Here is a 16,856-nt window from a genome sequence, read left to right as displayed (position 1 = left end):
AATGCTGATTTGGCTTGTGGAACTGTCGGACAACCTGCAGTTTTTCAATCTCTTCCGTTACATCACCTTCCGGACGGGGGCGGCTCTCTTCACCTCGGCGCTGGTGGTCTTCCTCTTCGGTCCGGCGATGATCGCATCGCTGCGGGTGCGTCAGGGCAAGGGGCAACCGATCCGGGCTGACGGACCGCAGACCCATTTCAAGAAGGCGGGAACGCCGACCATGGGCGGTCTGATGATCCTGGCCGGCATCGTCGTGTCATCGCTGCTGTGGGCGGATTTGTCCAACGTCTATGTCGTGGCGACATTGCTGGTCACCCTCGGCTTCGGCGCGATCGGTTTTTACGACGACTATCTGAAGGTGACGAAGCAGACGGAGAAGGGCTTCTCCGGCAAGGCGCGCCTGGGCATCGAATTCCTGATCGCGGGCATTGCCGTCTATTTCATGATGTCGACGGCCTTGAGCTCCGGGCCTCAAGGCTCGACCTTCGGCTCCTCGATCGCCTTTCCCTTCTTCAAGGACTTCCTGATCGATCTCGGGATCTTCTTCGTGCTGTTCGGCGGCTTTGTCATCGTGGGGGCCGGCAATGCCGTCAACCTGACGGACGGCCTAGACGGGCTCGCCATCGTGCCAGTGATGATCGCCGCGGCCTCCTTCGGCGTGATCGCCTATCTCGCCGGCAATGCGGTGTTCTCCAACTATCTGCAGATCAATTTCACGCCGGGCACGGGCGAGCTCGCCGTGGTGCTGGGCGCCGTGATCGGGGCCGGTCTCGGCTTCCTCTGGTTCAACGCGCCGCCGGCTGCAATCTTCATGGGCGACACCGGGTCGCTGGCGCTAGGTGGCCTGATCGGCTCCGTCGCCGTCGCCACCAAGCACGAGATCGTCATGGCCATCATCGGCGGTCTTTTCGTCATGGAGACGCTGTCGGTCATCATCCAGGTCGGCTATTTCAAGATGACCGGCAAGCGCGTCTTCCTGATGGCGCCAATCCATCACCATTTCGAAAAGCTGGGCTGGACGGAAAGCCAGGTCGTCATCCGATTCTGGATCATTGCCGTTGGGCTTGCCATGCTCGGTCTTTCGACCCTGAAGCTGCGGTGAGGCGGCGATGATCGCGGCCACCACCTTCAAGGGGAAGACCGTTGCGCTGTTCGGGCTCGGCGGATCCGGCCTCGCCACGGCCAAGGCGCTTCAGGCTGGCGGCGCAACTGTGATTGCCTGGGACGACAATCCCGACAGCGTCGCGCGGGCGCAGGCCGATGGCGTGCCGACCAGGGACTTGCGGGAGATCGAGTGGTCGTCGGTCGCATCCTTCGTGCTCTCACCCGGCGTGCCGCTCACCCATCCGAAGCCGCACTGGACGGTTGGCTTTGCCCGCAATGCCGGTGTCGAGATCATCGGCGATGTCGAGATCTTCGTGCGGGAGCGGAGAGCCCATGCGCCGGATTGCCCGTTCATCGCGATCACCGGGACAAACGGCAAATCGACCACCACGGCCCTGATTGCCCATATGCTCGAAGCAAGTGGTCGCGATACGCAGCTCGGTGGCAATATTGGCCGGGCCGTACTGACGCTCGATCCGCCCAGGGACGGGCGGTTCTATGTGGTCGAATGCTCGTCCTACCAGATCGATCTTGCACCGACGCTCAATCCGACCGCCGGCATCCTGCTCAACCTGACGCCCGACCATCTCGACCGCCACGGCACCATGCAGCACTATGCCGAAGTGAAGGAGCGTCTCGTCGCTGGTGCCAGCACCGCGATCGTCGGCACCGATGACAGCCATTGCGAACTGATCGGCGATCGTGTCGAGCGCGCCGGGACAAAGGTTACCCGGATCTCGAAGCGGCAGCCGCTCGCCGACGGGCTCTATGCCGAGGGCTCGCGCGTCATGCGGGCAGAGCAGGGAGCGACTTCGCTCGTGGTCGATCTCGACGGCATCCAGACGCTGCGCGGCAGCCACAACGCGCAGAATGCCTGTGCGGCGATTGCGGCCTGCCTCGCGGTTGGTGTGTCCGAGGACGAGATCCGCAAGGGCCTCCAGAGCTTCCCCGGGCTCAAACATCGCATGCAGCCGGTCGGTCAACGGCGCCAGGTCGTCTTTGTCAACGACAGCAAGGCGACCAATGCGGAGGCGGCAGCGCCTGCGCTTTCCAGCTATGAGCGGATCTACTGGATTGCCGGTGGTCTGCCCAAGGAAGGCGGCATCGCAAGCCTCGCACCACTTTTTCCGCGCATCGTAAAGGCCTATCTGATCGGCGAGGCTGCTTCTGCCTTTGCCGCGCAGCTCGGCGACCGTGTGCCTTATGAGATTTCGGATCGCCTCGAGCGTGCGGTGGCGCATGCCGCAGACGATGCCGATCGGGATGGTGAAACTTCCGCAGTGATGCTCTCACCGGCTTGCGCAAGCTTCGACCAATACAAGAATTTCGAAGTCCGCGGTGATGCATTCGTGGCTGAAGTCGCGAACCTGGATGGAATGACGATGCTGATCGACCTGCCGACAGGAGGTAAATGAGATGGTAAGCCGCGTGGAGAGAGGGCCGGTCGCTGACTGGTTCTGGACGATCGACCGTCTGTTCCTGATCACCTTCGTTCTCCTGATGGGGATCGGGCTCATGCTCTCCTTCGCAGCGTCACCGGCGGTTGCCGAACGTCTCAATCTCGACAGTTTCCATTTCGTCAAGCGCCACGCCTTCTTCATGTTGCCGGCTCTCGGCGTGATGATCGGACTCTCCTTCCTGTCGCCTCGCCAGGTCAGGCGCATGGCCATGCTGATCCTGGCTGCCTCGCTGATCATGATGGTGCTGGTTCTTTTCATCGGCCTTGAGGTAAAGGGTGGCCGGCGCTGGCTGTCGATCGGGTCAATGTCGATCCAGCCGTCCGAATTCATGAAGCCGGCTTTCGTCGTCATCTGCGCCTGGCTGTTCGCGGAACATGCGCGCCAGCCTGAGATCCCGGGCAATCTCTTTGCCATCCTGCTCTTCGGCATCGCGGCTGCACTGCTGATTGCGCAGCCTGACCTTGGCCAGACCATCCTGATCGGCAGCGTCTGGGGTGCGATGTTCTTCATGGCCGGCATGCCTTGGCTGTGGATCGTCGTGCTCGGGGTTCTCGGCGGAGCGGGATTTTTCGGGGCCTATATGACGCTGCCGCATGTTGCCGGGCGAATAGACCGGTTTTTGACAGGTGAGGGTGATACCTTCCAGGTCGATACGGCACGCGAGGCGATCATTCGCGGCGACTGGTTCGGCCAGGGGCCGGGCGAAGGGATCGTCAAGCGCATCATTCCCGACAGCCATACCGACTTCATCTTCTCGGTTGCAGCGGAAGAATTCGGCATCGTCTTTTGCATGGTGCTCGTGGCGATTTTTGGCTTCCTGGTGCTCCGGGGCCTGAGCCACGCCTACAAGGAGCGCAATGATTTCAACCGTCTCGCCGTCTCCGGTCTCGTGCTGCTGCTCGGTGTGCAGTCGATGATCAATATCGGCGTCAATCTCGAGCTTCTGCCGGCCAAGGGCATGACGCTGCCGCTGATTTCCTATGGCGGATCGTCGATGACCGCGATCTGCGTTACCGCCGGCTTCATCCTGGCGCTTACCCGCCGACGCCCGGAAAAGCGTGCGCAGGAGCGCAGCCTGTTCCGATCGGTCGCCGGTGTACCCGCGGAGTAAATGCGTATGACCAAAGGTATCGTCCTGCTCGCCGCCGGTGGCACCGGCGGACATCTCTTTCCGGCCGAGGCTCTGGCGCACGAGTTGAAGTCCCGTGGCTACGGCGTGCATCTGGTGACCGACAGGCGCGCCGAACGTTATGCCGGGAGCTTTCCGGCAGACGAAATTCATACCGTGTCCTCGGCCACAATCGCCTCCAGGAACCCGGTCGCCGTTCTGAAGGCATTTCTGTCACTCTGGCGCGGATATCGCGAGGCCCGGAGCCTCGTGTCGCGACTGAAGCCGAAGGCTGTCATCGGCTTTGGGGGCTATCCGACCGTGCCGCCCCTGTTTGCGGCAGCCGGTCTCGGGGTCCCCACGGCCGTGCACGAACAGAACGCGGTCATGGGCCGCGCCAACAAGCTTCTCGCCTCTCGCGTCAGAGCGATCGCCGGTGGCTTCCTGTCGCCCGGCGGCGAACATTCGGCAAAGATGGTGCTGACCGGAAATCCGGTGCGGCCGGAGATGATTGCGGCTGCAGCGCATCCCTATGTTCCATCCGTTGAGCGCGCGCCGTTCAATCTCGTCGTCTTCGGTGGAAGCCAGGGTGCGCAGTTCTTTTCCGACGCCATCCCCGGTGCTATCCGGTTGCTGTCCGATGACTTGCGTGCGCGTCTCGTGGTGACGCAGCAGGCGCGGCCCGAAGACCGGCAAAAGGTGATCGACAGCTATGCGACGCTCGGCATCCGTGCCGATGTTGCGCCATTCTTCACCGATATGGCCAATCGGCTAGCAGCTGCCCATCTGGTGATCTGCCGCTCTGGAGCATCGACAGTTTCGGAACTTGCGGTGATTGGTCGGCCGAGCCTGCTCGTGCCCTATCCTCATGCGCTCGACCACGATCAGGCCGCAAATGCTGCGGCACTTGCGGCGCAAGGGGGAGCGCAGGTTATTTCACAGGCGGAGCTTTCCACCGACAGGATTGCAGGCCTTCTCAAGGAGGCGATGGAGGGGCCTGGTCGGCTCGCCGCCATGGCGGCTGCTGCGAAAAGCACGGGCAAGCCTGATGCGGCTGGCTTGCTCGCAGAGCTCGTAGAGGCTATTGCCGCCGGCAAGGGTATTGCCCAGTCGAAGGGAGCCACACAATGAAAATGCCGAAATCCATCGGCCTGGTCCATTTCATCGGGATCGGCGGCATCGGAATGAGCGGGATCGCAGAGGTCCTGCACAATCTCGGACACAAGGTCCAAGGCTCCGATCAGTCGGAGAGTGCCAATGTCCAGCGGTTGCGGGCCAAGGGTATCGAGGTCTTTGTCGGCCATACGGCGGAAAATCTCGGTGAGTCCGAAGTCGTCGTCGTTTCGACCGCGATCAAGAAGAACAATCCGGAACTGATTGCGGCGCGCGAGAAGCTTTTGCCGATCGTCCGTCGCGCCGAGATGCTTGCCGAACTGATGCGCTTTCGCAATGCAATTGCGGTGGGCGGCACGCATGGCAAGACGACGACCACGTCGATGGTTGCGGCCCTTCTCGATGCCGGCGGGCGCGACCCGACGGTCATCAATGGCGGTATCATCAACGCTTACGGCACGAATGCCCGCATGGGCGAGGGTGAGTGGATGGTGGTCGAGGCGGACGAGTCCGACGGTACCTTCCTGAAGCTGCCGGCCGATGTGGCGATCGTCACCAATATCGATCCGGAACATCTCGACCATTACGGAACTTTCGACAATGCGCGTGCGGCGTTCCGCCAGTTTGTCGAAAACGTGCCGTTCTACGGCTTCGGTGTGATGTGCCTCGACCATCCGGAAGTGCAGGCGCTCGTCAGCCGCATTGAGGATCGCAAGGTGATCACCTATGGGGAGAATCCGCAGGCCGACGTGCGGTACTCCAATGTGCGCCTGGATGGCATACGCTCGATCTTCGACGTCGAGATCCGCCGTCGCCGCACCGGGCGGGTGTTCACCTTCAAGGACCTGGTGCTGCCAATGCCGGGGCGGCACAACATTTCCAATGCCTGTGCTGCAATCACGGTCGCGAACCGCCTCGATATTCCGGAAGAGGCGATCCGCAAGGGGCTTGCCGGTTTTGGTGGTGTCAAGCGTCGCTTCACGCTGACGGGCGCTTCGAACGGTGTGCAGGTCTTCGACGACTACGGCCACCATCCGGTTGAGATCAAGGCTGTACTGAGAGCCGCACGGGAAGCGTGCCAGGGACGCATCATCGCCGTTCACCAGCCGCACCGCTTCAGCCGGCTTGCGAGCCTGTTCGATGACTTTGCCAATTGCTTCAACGATGCCGATACGATCTTCCTGTCCCCGGTCTATGCTGCGGGCGAAGAGCCGATCGAGGGGATCGATTCGGAGGCGCTGGTATCGCGGATCAAGTCCGGTGGTCATCGCGATGCGCGCTACTTGGCCGCGCCCGAGCAATTGTCCTCGCTCGTCGCGGGCATTGCACAACCGGGTGATTTTGTGGTCCTGTTGGGGGCAGGCAACATCACGCAGTGGGCGGCTGCCCTGCCGACGGAACTAGATGCGATTTCGGGAAAGTCATAAATGAAACAGGTGGATGGGGAAAAGCTTCTGGCGTCACTCGGCCCTGAAGTCAACGATCTCAAGGGGCGGCTGACGACGGACGCGCCGATGGATCGGGTCACATGGTTCCAGGCCGGCGGCCTGGCCGAACTCATGTTCCAGCCGCATGATGTCGAGGATCTGACGGCCTTCCTCAAGCTTCTGCCGGAAGAGGTGCCGCTGACGGTGGTCGGCGTCGGTTCAAACCTGCTCGTGCGTGACGGCGGGATCCCCGGTGTGGTGATCCGCCTGTCCGCCAAGGGCTTCGGCCAGGTGGAGCTTGCGGGCGAAAACCGTATCCGGGCGGGCGCGATCTGCCCGGACAAGCACATTGCTGCCATGGCGATGGACAACAATATCGGCGGCTTCCATTTCTACTATGGCATTCCAGGCTCGATCGGCGGCGCAATCCGCATGAATGCCGGCGCGAATGGTGGCGACACGGCGGGTCGGCTGATCGAGGTCGAAGCTGTCGACCGCAAGGGCAATGTCCATGTCCTGTCAAATGCAGACATGGGCTACACCTATCGCCATTCGGCAGCGTCAGAGGGGCTCATCTTCACCAGCGCGCTTTTCGAGGGCTATCCGGAGGAGAAGGCGAAGATCCGCGCCGATATGGACGCGGTTCGCCATCACCGGGAGACCGTGCAACCGGTCAAGGAAAAGACCGGCGGTTCGACCTTCAAGAATCCGGAAGGGCATTCAGCCTGGGAGCTGATCGACGAGGCGGGTTGCCGTGGTCTGATGATCGGCGGGGCGCAGATGTCGTCGCTACACTGCAACTTCATGATCAATGTCGGTCATGCCACGGGCTACGATCTCGAATATCTTGGCGAGACCGTGCGCCAGCGGGTTTTCGAGACCTCCGGTGTCAAGCTCGAATGGGAAATCAAGCGTCTCGGCATCTTCATGCCGGGCCGCGAGGTCAAGGCGTTCATGGGCGTCGTTGCCGTATAAACCTCTCCTATGACCCGACGAGTTTGAACCTTGCTGATCTTGGCTCCCCGCGCTTGCGGGGAGTTTCGTGTTCAATCTGGCCGGCCTGCGGATGATCGGTCAGGTTGACGCCTGGTGCGATTTTCGTGTGTCACGCGCGGTTGTGATCAGATCAGCCTTCACGGCGGCCAGAACAGCCATCTCCGCCCATCTGCCCAACATCCTCGGACTCTGATCCTTATTGCGCTCGGGCTTCTGCCTTGCGCGTTCGGCCGGGTGTGGATCGCGCCCTTCAGCTCGCAAAATCGAGCGGGCGGAATCGAATCGTGCATGCGAAACAGCCCGTCGAAGCGCTGTTCGATACCTCCTGTCCGGCGCATGGACACGCGGAGGTGTGTGCCTCAGGTCGGGAGGTGCGGACGTCTCGTTCCTGAATTTACCTTCGTAAATCCAATTGTTTATAAACAAGTTCTAAAGTCGTGTGGGAGCTTCGGCCGCGCTGGATCCGTCGTGCCGGTTAACGAAAGTAAACGGTTCATTAACCTTAATGTAGTTGAACTGATCATACAGAGCCGATGCGGTGACGCGATGATCGGCCGGTTCAGGGATTTGCGAGGCGTAAATGAGTGGCGAGCATGTCGCGGTTTTGATGGGTGGATTGTCCTCCGAGCGGCCCGTGAGCTTGTCGTCGGGTAATGCCTGCGCTGATGCCCTCGAAGGCGAGGGGTTCCGTGTCACACGGGTCGATGTCGGTCGCGACATCGGTCGTGTCCTTGGAGATCTGAAGCCGGATGTCGCCTTCAATGCGCTGCATGGTCCCTTCGGTGAGGATGGTACGATCCAGGGCGTGCTCGAATATCTCGAAATCCCGTATACCCATTCCGGTGTGCTGGCATCGGCGCTCGCCATGGACAAGAAGCAGGCGAAGATCGTTGCCGCACAGGCTGGTATTCCGGTTGCTGAAGCGCTTGTGATGAACCGCCTGGATATCGGCAATGAGCATCCGATGAAGCCGCCCTACGTGGTGAAGCCGGTCCGCGAGGGCTCCAGCTTCGGTGTTGTCATCGTGCGCGAAGACATGGCTCATCCGCCGCAGATCCTGACCTCCAGCGAGTGGCGCTACGGCGACATCGTCATGGTCGAGCGCTATGTGGCGGGTCGCGAACTCACCTGCGGCGTCATGGATGGCAAGGTGCTCGGCGTGACCGAAATCGTGCCGCTCGGGCACAGCTTCTACGATTATGACTCCAAGTATGCGGCGGGCGGTTCGCAACACGTACTTCCTGCGCAAATTTCACCGATAATTTACCAAAAAATACAATCATTGGCGCTGAAGGCACATCAGGCGCTCGGGTGTCGCGGAGTGAGTCGGTCCGACTTCCGCTACGACGACCGCTTCGCTGAGGATGGTGATCTGATCTGGCTGGAACTCAACAACCAGCCCGGCATGACCCCCACCTCGTTGCTGCCGGAAATGGCTGCCCATGCGGGCTATGGCTTTGGTGAATTCGTACGTTGGATGGTGGAGGACGCCTCTTGTTCTCGTTGAGCGGCAAAAAACTGGCTGATGCATCCCGGGTCTATCCGGCTGCTCCGCGTGCCTCGACGGAGGCCAAGGTGCTTCCGCGCCCGCTTCGTCGTCTCGTTCGTTTCGTGATCAGTCTGTTTTCCGGTCGGATTGCGCTGCCTCGTCATCTCGGCAAGGTGAGCCTTGGTGCATTTTACGGTGTTGTCTGCCTGCATGGCGTCGTCGTTGGTGGCCATGGTCCAGTCGTCATGCAATCCGTCACGGCTTCCGCCGGTTTTGCCGTCGAGGATATCAGTGTCTCCGGCAATCAGCACACGTCGGAAATCGACATCCTTCAGCTGCTCGGTCTCGATGGATCGACCAGCTTGCTCGGTCTCGACATTGCGAGCGCCCGCAGGGCGCTGGCCGAGCTGCCCTGGGTTGAATCGGCTGATGTGCGGAAGGTTTATCCGTCGACGGTCGAGGTTGTTCTGCGTGAACGTCAGGCTTTTGGCATCTGGCAACATGGCACGGACCTCTCCCTGATCGAGCGCTCGGGTTCGGTGATCGCGCCGCTGCGCGACAACAAGTTTGCCTCGCTTCCGCTTTTCGTCGGTCGTGACGCCGAAACGGCTGCTGCTGCCATCGACGAGGAATTCTCCAAGTGGCCGGCGATCGCATCGCGCGTAAAGGCTTTCGTTCGTGTCGGCGGTCGTCGGTGGGATGTCCATCTCGACAATGGCGTCATCGTGCGTTTGCCGGAGGTGAATGTCGCCGGCGCGCTCGCGCTGCTGACCCGTTTCGACGAGGAGCAGCAGGTTCTTTCGCGCGATATTGCCGTCGTCGATCTGCGCTTGCCTGATCGTGTTGCCGTGCGCCTGACGCCCGGGGCGCAGGAGCGCCGCACGGCCGCTCTTGAAGAGCGTAGCAAGGTCCTCAAGAAACTGGAGCAGAAGATATGAGTATCTTTGGCGGCTCCTCCTTCGGTCTCCCCCGCACGAAGCCTCTCTCCTCGAAGCGTGCACATGTCGTTTCGGTGCTCGACATCGGCTCGACCAAGGTTGTGTGCATCATCGCCCGGCTCACGCCGCGCCGCGAATCCGCAGTTCTTCCGGGGCGCACCCACAATGTCGAGGTCATCGGCCTCGGGCACCAGCGTTCGCATGGCATCAAGTCCGGCGTGATCGCTGATCTCGATGCGGTTGAAAACGTCGTGCGCCTCGCCGTCGATGCGGCTGAGCGCATGGCGGGCCTCACGGTGGAGAGCCTGATTGTCAACGTATCTGCTGGCCGTATCGGTTCGGACGTCTACACGGCCTCCATCGATCTCGGTGGTCAGGAAGTGGAAGCGGGCGACCTGCGCAAGGTGCTCATTGCTGCCGGTCAGCAGTCCCAGGGCAACGATCGTGCGGTCCTGCATTCGCTCCCGACCGGCTTTTCACTTGACGGAGAGAGGGGAATCCGTGATCCCCTTGGAATGTATGGCGATGTTCTCGGCGTCGACATGCACGTGGTCACGGCCGAACGCGCTGCGCTCCGCAATCTGGAGCTCTGCATCAACAGGGCCCATCTGACCGTCGAGGGCGTGGTTGCCACGCCTTATGCCAGCGGCCTTGCGGCCCTGGTCGACGACGAGGTGGAGCTGGGTTGCGCGGCGATCGACATGGGCGGTGGCATGACCACCATCTCTGTCTTCGCTCAAGGCAAGTTGATCCATACGGACGCCATCGGGATCGGCGGTCACCATGTGACGACCGATCTGGCGCGCGGGCTTTCCACCCGTATCGAGGATGCAGAACGTCTGAAGGTCGTTCACGGTTCGGCTGTCGCCAACGGCGCCGACGATCGCGAAGTCGTGTCCGTCCCGCCAATCGGCGAAGACGATCGCGACCAGCCGACCCAGGTGTCGAAGGCGCTTCTGACCCGGATCATCAGCGCGCGCATCGAGGAGACCCTCGAAATGCTGCGCGACCGGATCCAGAGGTCCGGCTTCTCGCCTGTCGTCGGAAAGCGCGTGGTTCTGACGGGTGGTGCGTGCCAGCTGACAGGGATGCCGGAGGCGGCCCGCCGTATTCTGGCCCGGAACGTGCGTATCGGTCGTCCGATGGGCGTGTCGGGTCTGCCGGCCGCGGCCAAGGGACCGGCCTTCTCGACGGCCGTCGGCCTGACGATCTATCCGCAGATGGCGGATCAGGAAACACATGCCGGACAGGGCGGGCTCTTCTCGCCCTTCGGCAACGGAAACAGCCGGTTCGCCCGCATGGGTCAGTGGCTGAAAGAGAGTTTTTGAGTTCACCCTCCGACCACAAGGTTCGGCCAAGGGAAATCTGTTGAAATGACATGGCCGGCTTGGCGATGCGGCCGGAAAAAGAAGGAACGGGTACCATGACCATCAAGCTGCAGAAGCCAGATATCACTGAGCTGAAGCCCCGCATCACCGTTTTCGGTGTCGGTGGCGGCGGCGGCAATGCCGTCAATAACATGATCACCGCTGGTCTGCAGGGCGTCGATTTCGTCGTTGCCAATACGGATGCCCAGGCGCTGACCATGACCAAGGCCGAGCGTATCATCCAGCTCGGCGTGAATGTCACCGAGGGTCTCGGCGCCGGCTCGCAGCCGGAAGTCGGTCGCGCGGCCGCTGAGGAGTGCATCGACGAGATCATCGACCATCTCAACGGTACCCACATGTGCTTCGTCACCGCCGGCATGGGTGGTGGTACCGGTACCGGTGCAGCTCCGGTCGTCGCCCAGGCCGCCCGCAACAAGGGCATCCTGACCGTCGGCGTCGTCACGAAGCCGTTCCACTTCGAAGGCGCTCGCCGCATGCGGCTTGCCGAATCCGGCATCGAGGAATTGCAGAAGTCGGTCGACACCCTGATCGTCATTCCGAACCAGAACCTCTTCCGCATCGCCAACGACCGCACCACCTTTGCTGATGCCTTCGCGATGGCCGACCAGGTGCTCTATTCCGGCGTTGCCTGCATCACGGACCTCATGGTCAAGGAAGGCCTGATCAACCTTGACTTCGCGGACGTTCGCTCCGTGATGCGCGAGATGGGGCGCGCCATGATGGGTACCGGCGAAGCATCGGGCGAAGGCCGCGCCATGCAGGCTGCCGAAGCGGCAATCGCCAACCCGTTGCTCGACGAAACCTCGATGAAGGGTGCCCAGGGCCTCCTGATCTCGATCACCGGCGGTCGTGACCTGACCCTGTTCGAAGTCGATGAAGCAGCGACCCGTATCCGCGAAGAAGTCGATCCGGATGCGAACATCATCCTCGGCGCGACCTTCGACGAAGCACTCGAAGGCATCATCCGCGTCTCGGTCGTCGCTACCGGCATCGACCGTGCGGCACTTGCATCCAAGGGCTTCGAAGCCACGCCGCTGGCAAAGCCTGCTATGCGTTCCTCCGCGGCCGTTGCTCCGGCACCGGCCGCATTTCAGCCTGCAATGGCGCAGGCCCCCAAGTCGACCATGGATCCGGTCGCAGACACCATCCGTTCCGCTGAAGCAGCCATGGAACGCGAACTCGAAATCGCAGCCGCCCGTCAGCCGCTGAACCAGCCGCAGGCTGCTCCGTCGCAGGACTTCCGCCCGGCAAGCCGCCTGTTCGCTTCGCCGGCTCCGGAAGCCGCTCCGGCCCCGCAGATGATCCAGCCGGCCGCTCCGGCCCCGGTCATGAGCCAGCCAGCTCCGGTGATGCCGCAGCCTGCGCCGGTCATGCAGGCGCCTGTCGCGCCGGCCCCTGTTGCGGCCGAGTCCCGCATGGCGCCCGAACCGGTCCGCATGCCCAAGGTCGAGGACTTCCCGCCCGTGCTGCGCGCCGAAATCGATCACCGCGCCCAGCCGGCGGCTCCCGCCGGCCAGGACGAACGCGGCCCGATGGGTCTGCTGAAGCGCATCACCAACTCGCTTGGCCGTCAGGCCGACGAGGAGCCTGTGATGGGTGACATGACCGGTTCGGCCCCTGTTGCTCCCTCGCAGCAGCGCCGCCCGCTCTCGGCCGAAGCCAGCCTTTACGCACCGCGTCGTGGCCAGCTCGATGACCAGGGCCGCGCAACGCCCGCCCGGGCAACCAGCGAAGATGACCAGCTCGAGATCCCGGCCTTCCTGCGCCGCCAGACGAGCTGAGTTCGGACAACGACTCGTGAACGAAACCCGGGCCGCCAAGGCCCGGGTTTCTTGCGTTTTGCCATCTGTTTCGGCGTGTGAAATTATTGATTTTAATCAATGGCCTGGCTTCGTTACAAAGCGAAAGAATGAGTGATTTGGCTGGAAGGGCGGGGCCACGTATGTATGTGATCGGAACAGGGCTTCGAGCCCCTTCGACACAAGTTTACGACGAGAATTCAGATCCACCGCCTCGTCGCTTCATATTAAGGCTATCGGAATGGCAATTGCTTTGCTCGGATTTCAAACCACGATCGCAGCACCGCTTACGCTGACGGGGATCGGGGTCCATTCGGGACGAGACGTGACGATCACCTTCCAGCCGGCCGAGGCCGGGACCGGTATCGTGTTTCAGCGCCAGCATGACGACGGTTCGACCAGCGAATACCGCGCAGTCTCAGCCCATGTCGGCAATACCGATCTCTGCACAGTGCTCGGCACCAATCCGGCACGTTCTGTTGCGACCATCGAACATGTGATGGCCGCACTCTACGCGCTTGGCCTCGACAACGTCATCGTTGAAGTCGACGGTGCGGAGATGCCGATCATGGACGGCAGTTCGGAAGTCTTTATCGATGCGATCGAGCAGGTCGGCATCACCAATCTGGGCGTGAAGCGCCGCTACATTCGCGTCACCAAGCCGGTGCGCATTGAGTCGGGTGCGTCCTGGTCGGAATTCCGCCCCTATGACGGCACTCGCTTCGAGGTCGAGATCGATTTCGACAGCAAGCTGATCGGCCGACAGAAGTGGGAAGGCGACCTGACCGCCGAGACCTTCAAGACCCAATTGTCGCGGGCGCGTACATTCGGTTTCATGCGCGATGTCGAACGCCTCTGGGCTGCCGGTTTCGCGCTCGGTTCCTCGCTGGAAAACTCCGTGGTCATCTCGGACGACGACACTGTCATCAATGTCGAGGGGTTGCGCTACGAGAAGGACGAGTTCGTCCGTCACAAGACGCTGGATGCCGTCGGCGACCTGGCTCTGGCCGGCGCCCAGTTCATCGGTTGCTACCGCTCCTATCGTGGCGGTCACAAGATGAATGCCAATGCGCTGAAGGCGCTGCTCAGCGATCCCTCGGCCTATGAAGTCGTGGAGGCCCCGAGCCGTAGCTATCAGGTCCGCGCACGTGAATTCGTTCCGGTCCAGGTGCCGGAATTTGCCCCCTGGTCGGCCTGACCTCGGAACGGGCGATGGAAAGATTGCGCGCCGGCTTCCACGCGGAGGCCGGCGTTTTTGCTGGGCGACGGAAGATACTGAACGAACGGCACTTTCTGGGCGCCCTGCCACAAAAATGCGTTAAAGTCACATCACTGCGTTGCCCTAGTGCCGCTTTTGTGGCTAGAAACGCCAGTTGAAGGCGACGGTTTTCAAGCGGCGCTGCAATCGGGATCATTTCGAATGAATCATGTGGGATCGGTCGTTGTGAAGAAAGCCGCGCGTATTGCAGGCCTGTGCGTGATGATGTCGGTCGGGGCCGTGCTGGCCGGCTGCCAGAGCGACCCAGATATCGACATCAGCAAGCTCGCTGCCGAGACCGAACCGCCGGAAGTGCTCTACAATCAGGGCCTCGCCAATATCAAGGCGGGCAATATGAGCGAAGCATCGCGCAAGTTCGACGCCGTCGATGCGCAGCATCCGTTCTCAGAGTGGTCGCAGAAGTCGCTGGTCATGAGCACCTTCACCAAATACCGGCTCGGCCGCTATGCGGATGCGATCGCCACCGGCAACCGCTACATGAACCTCTATCCGAAGTCCGAGGATGCTGCCTACGCGCAGTATCTCGTCGGTCTCTCCTACTGGAAGCAGATCTCCAGCGTCACGCAGGACCAGCGCAATTCGGTGAAGACCATCGAGGCCATGCAGCGGGTCGTCAACGAATTCCCCGACTCGGAATATGTCGATGATGCGCAGGCGAAGATGCGTTTCGCCCGCGACCAGCTGGCCGGCAAGGAAATGCAGGTCGGGCGCTACTATCTGGAGCGCAAGGAATATCTTGCTGCGATTTCGCGATTCCGCGTCGTGGTTGAGCAGTATCCGAATACGAATCAGATCGAGGAAGCTCTGGCGCGTCTGGTCGAGTCCTACTACGCCATGGGCGTCGTGTCGGAAGCGCAGGCAGCGGCAGCCGTTCTCGGACACAATTATCCGGACAGTCAGTGGTATTCCGACAGCTATGCGCTGCTGCAGAAGGGTGGCCTCGAGCCGCGCGAGAATTCCGGGTCGTGGATCACCCGCGCCGGTCGCAGGCTGCTGACCGGGGCCTGACCGTTCACCGTCACGAAGTGAGAAACTGAGCCCATGCTGGTCCAGCTGTCGATCCGCGATATCGTTCTGATCGAGCGGCTGGACCTTGCCTTCGAAACCGGTCTTTCCGTACTGACCGGCGAAACGGGTGCCGGCAAATCCATCCTTCTCGACAGTCTCTCGCTTGCGCTCGGCGGGCGTGGCGACGGCTCGCTCGTGCGCCATGGAGAGGACAAGGGGCAGGTGACTGCCGTCTTCGACGTGGATAACAGCCACCCTGCACGCACCTTGCTCAAGGGCAACGGGGTCGACGATGACGGAGATCTGATCTTCCGGCGCGTTCAGTCCGCTGATGGCCGTACGCGCGCCTATATCAACGACCAGCCTGTCAGCGTGCAGCTCATGCGGCAGATCGGTCAGGTACTGGTCGAAATCCACGGTCAGCACGACGACCGCGCCCTGATCGACACCAATGCACATCGCATGCTGCTCGACGCCTTTGCAGGGCTGACCGACGAGGCCGTCGATCTTGGCGAGAGCTACCGCCGTTGGCGCGATGCCGAGCGCAGCTTCAAGACTCACAAGGCGAAGGTAGAAGCCGCCGCGCGCGAGGCAGACTATCTGCGCGCCTCGGTCGAGGAGCTTGAGACGCTGTCGCCGCTCGATGGCGAAGAGGACGACCTCGCCGATCGGCGCTCTGCCATGCAGAAGTCGGAGCGCATCGCGGGCGACATCGCCGAAGCATCGGAATTCCTGAACGGCAATGCGTCCCCCGTGCCGCATATCGCCTCGCTGATGCGCCGGCTCGAGCGCAAGAGCCATGAGGCTCCGGGACTGCTCGAAGAGACAGTGCAATTGCTCGGCGCCGCTCTGGACACGCTTTCTGCCGCCCAGATGGAAGTGGAGGCGGCGCTGCGCCGCACCGAGTTCGATCCCCGCGAACTCGAACGGGTCGAGGAGCGTCTCTTCGCGCTCCGAGCCGCGGGTCGCAAATATTCTGTCGCCGTTGTCGATCTGCCGGCAATGGCTGAAAAAATGGTGGCGGATCTGGCGGATCTCGATGCCGGCGAGGAGCGTCTTGGCCAGCTGGAGGCCGCCGTGCACGAGACCAGGGCGCATTACGACCATCTGGCGCACCAGTTGTCCGCCAAGCGCCGGAACGCGGCCCAGTCGCTGGCTGATGCCGTCATGCAGGAACTTCCGGCGCTGAAGCTGGAGCGGGCAAGCTTCATGGTCGAGGTGGCGACTGATCCCGAGAATGCGACAGCGGACGGCATCGATACCGTGGAATTCCATGTGCAGACCAATCCCGGCACGCGCCCCGGTCCGATCATGAAGGTTGCCTCCGGGGGCGAGCTTTCGCGCTTCCTGCTGGCGCTCAAGGTCGCGCTCGCGGACCGCGGGTCGGCGCCGACACTGGTCTTCGACGAGATCGACACCGGTGTGGGTGGTGCTGTGGCCGATGCCATCGGCCAGCGATTGAAGCGACTTTCCGCCAAGGTGCAGGTACTTTCGGTCACCCATGCACCGCAGGTCGCCGCACGCGCCTCGACGCATTTCCTGATTTCCAAGGGCCCGACCGGGGATGCAGGCGACAAGATTGCGACGCGGGTGGCAATCATGGAGCCGGACCATCGCAAGGAAGAGATCGCGCGCATGCTCGCGGGTGCCTCTGTGACCGACGAAGCGCGGGCGGCGGCGGCCAAACTGCTCGCGGCTGGCGAGTGATACTCGTCTGCCCAGTGTCGGTTGCGATTTCCACCAAAAC

13 protein-coding genes are annotated in these 16,856 nt (G+C 62.0%); all 13 read left to right on the top strand.

Annotated features, from left to right (window positions below; all coding sequences use genetic code 11):
• Position 1: 1 nt before the first annotated feature.
• The 13 genes from mraY (at position 2) to recN (ending at position 16,816) form a co-directional block, all read left to right on the top strand.
• Positions 2 to 1,102, top strand: coding sequence for a phospho-N-acetylmuramoyl-pentapeptide-transferase (mraY, locus tag QTL56_RS06640; RefSeq protein ID WP_245136562.1), 1,101 nt, complete (start codon positions 2 to 4; stop codon positions 1,100 to 1,102).
• A 7-nt stretch (positions 1,103 to 1,109) separates the two neighbouring features.
• Positions 1,110 to 2,519, top strand: a complete 1,410-nt coding sequence (murD, locus tag QTL56_RS06635; RefSeq protein WP_245136563.1) for a UDP-N-acetylmuramoyl-L-alanine--D-glutamate ligase — start codon at positions 1,110 to 1,112, stop codon at positions 2,517 to 2,519.
• A 1-nt stretch (position 2,520) separates the two neighbouring features.
• Complete coding sequence (ftsW, locus tag QTL56_RS06630; RefSeq protein ID WP_229576823.1) at positions 2,521 to 3,675, top strand: putative lipid II flippase FtsW; 1,155 nt, start codon at positions 2,521 to 2,523, stop codon at positions 3,673 to 3,675.
• Positions 3,676 to 3,681: 6 nt separating this feature from the next.
• Entirely contained in the window at positions 3,682 to 4,803 is a 1,122-nt protein-coding gene (murG, locus tag QTL56_RS06625; protein WP_245136564.1) for an undecaprenyldiphospho-muramoylpentapeptide beta-N-acetylglucosaminyltransferase, read from the top strand.
• Positions 4,800 to 6,212, top strand: coding sequence for a UDP-N-acetylmuramate--L-alanine ligase (gene murC, locus QTL56_RS06620; RefSeq protein ID WP_229576822.1), 1,413 nt, complete (start codon positions 4,800 to 4,802; stop codon positions 6,210 to 6,212). Before murG ends, murC begins: the two co-directional genes overlap by 4 nt.
• A complete protein-coding gene (gene murB / locus QTL56_RS06615; protein ID WP_245136565.1) occupies positions 6,213 to 7,187 on the top strand; it encodes a UDP-N-acetylmuramate dehydrogenase in 975 nt (324 codons plus the stop codon).
• A gap of 601 nt (positions 7,188 to 7,788) precedes the next feature.
• On the top strand, positions 7,789 to 8,715 hold the full coding sequence (locus tag QTL56_RS06610) for a D-alanine--D-alanine ligase (protein ID WP_229576820.1): 927 nt from the start codon (positions 7,789 to 7,791) through the stop codon (positions 8,713 to 8,715).
• Positions 8,703 to 9,635, top strand: coding sequence for a cell division protein FtsQ/DivIB (locus QTL56_RS06605; RefSeq protein ID WP_370660331.1), 933 nt, complete (start codon positions 8,703 to 8,705; stop codon positions 9,633 to 9,635). Before QTL56_RS06610 ends, QTL56_RS06605 begins: the two co-directional genes overlap by 13 nt.
• Positions 9,632 to 10,963 carry a cell division protein FtsA gene (gene ftsA, locus QTL56_RS06600; RefSeq protein ID WP_245136567.1) on the top strand — a complete coding sequence of 444 codons (1,332 nt, stop codon included), beginning with the start codon at positions 9,632 to 9,634 and terminating at the stop codon, positions 10,961 to 10,963. Before QTL56_RS06605 ends, ftsA begins: the two co-directional genes overlap by 4 nt.
• A 95-nt stretch (positions 10,964 to 11,058) precedes the next feature.
• The gene (gene ftsZ / locus QTL56_RS06595) at positions 11,059 to 12,804 is read left to right on the top strand and encodes a cell division protein FtsZ (protein ID WP_245136568.1); all 1,746 of its coding nucleotides are present in this window, start codon (positions 11,059 to 11,061) and stop codon (positions 12,802 to 12,804) included.
• Positions 12,805 to 13,063: 259 nt separating this feature from the next.
• Positions 13,064 to 14,020: a UDP-3-O-acyl-N-acetylglucosamine deacetylase gene (gene lpxC, locus QTL56_RS06590; RefSeq protein WP_245136569.1), complete on the top strand. Its 957-nt coding sequence runs from the start codon at positions 13,064 to 13,066 to the stop codon at positions 14,018 to 14,020.
• A gap of 282 nt (positions 14,021 to 14,302) precedes the next feature.
• A complete protein-coding gene (locus QTL56_RS06585) occupies positions 14,303 to 15,109 on the top strand; it encodes an outer membrane protein assembly factor BamD (RefSeq protein ID WP_370660351.1) in 807 nt (268 codons plus the stop codon).
• A 33-nt stretch (positions 15,110 to 15,142) separates the two neighbouring features.
• Positions 15,143 to 16,816 (top strand): DNA repair protein RecN, encoded by a 1,674-nt coding sequence (recN, locus tag QTL56_RS06580; protein ID WP_245136570.1) that lies wholly within the window; start codon positions 15,143 to 15,145, stop codon positions 16,814 to 16,816.
• Positions 16,817 to 16,856: the final 40 nt, after the last annotated feature.

Origin of the sequence: Peteryoungia algae (genome assembly GCF_030369675.1) — a bacterium.
GTDB lineage: Bacteria > Pseudomonadota > Alphaproteobacteria > Rhizobiales > Rhizobiaceae > Allorhizobium > Allorhizobium algae.
Note: the sequence above shows the minus strand (reverse complement) of the source record. Positions and strands in the feature narration are given on the sequence as shown.